The organism is Arhodomonas sp. KWT (genome assembly GCF_010993615.1).
In genome coordinates this window covers 1-968 of the sequence record NZ_WNXE01000629.1, presented here as the reverse complement: position 1 = coordinate 968, position 968 = coordinate 1, and the positions used below count along the sequence as shown (strand labels likewise).

General features: G+C 68.8%; 1 protein-coding gene. It reads left to right on the top strand.

Annotated elements, in window-relative coordinates:
- Nucleotides 1–45: 45 nt before the first annotated feature.
- Nucleotides 46–968 (top strand): methyl-accepting chemotaxis protein (locus tag G7A99_RS21270; RefSeq protein ID WP_163143907.1); only part of this gene is annotated, 923 nt, incomplete at its 3' end.

The window sequence follows — 968 nt, the reverse complement described above, 5'->3', positions numbered from 1 at the left end:
GAGCGTGCGCCGGTGGTGCTCCGCGAGATGAATGCCGGAGTGGGCATGATGGCGGAGGCATCCAACCAGGCGGTGCGCGAGCAGCAGTTCATCGCCGTGGGCACGGCTCTGGCGATCCTGCTTGTGGCTTTGCTGAGCTGGTTCGGCGGGGTCAATCCGCTGATGCAGCGTATCGAGCGCCTGCGCGGCCGGTTGTGGTCGGTGGGTGACGGCGATTTCTCGCGGCCGCTGGAGGTCGAGTACGAGGACAACGAGCTCGGTCACATGTACACCGCCTACAACCGCATGCTCGAACAGGTCGGTGAGATCGTGCAGGGGGTCCACGGCACTGTGCGCCGGGTGAGCGAGAACGCCGAGACCATCGCCGCGGCGCTGCAGCGCACCGAGGGCGACGTCGGCCGGCAGCACAGCGATATCGACCAGGTGGCGACGGCGGTCAACGAGATGGCCTCGACGGTTCAGGAGGTCGCGCGGAGCACCAATCAGGCCGCCGAGGCTGCCGGTGAGGCGGACGGTGAGGCGCGCAATGGCCAGCAGATCGGCCGGCGTACGGTGGAGAGTATCGAGGCACTCGCGGGCCAGGTCGAGCAGGCCGGAACGGCCATGGACAAGCTCGCCACGGACAGCCAGGAGGTGGGACAGGTCCTGGAGGTGATCCGCGGCATCTCCGAGCAGACCAACCTGCTTGCGCTCAACGCCGCCATCGAGGCGGCCCGTGCCGGCGAGCAGGGCCGCGGCTTCGCGGTGGTGGCGGAGGAGGTGCGCACGCTCGCACGGCGCACGCAGGATTCCACCGAGGAGGTCCGGCAGATCATCGAGCGTCTCCAGAGCCAGGCGCAGGAGGCCTCCGAGGTGATCGCCCGCAGCCGGGAGAACGCACGCACCGGACTCGCCCAGACCAACGAGGCCGGCACCGCGCTGGATGGCATCGTCCACGCGGTGGGTACGATCACCGACATGAACAGCCA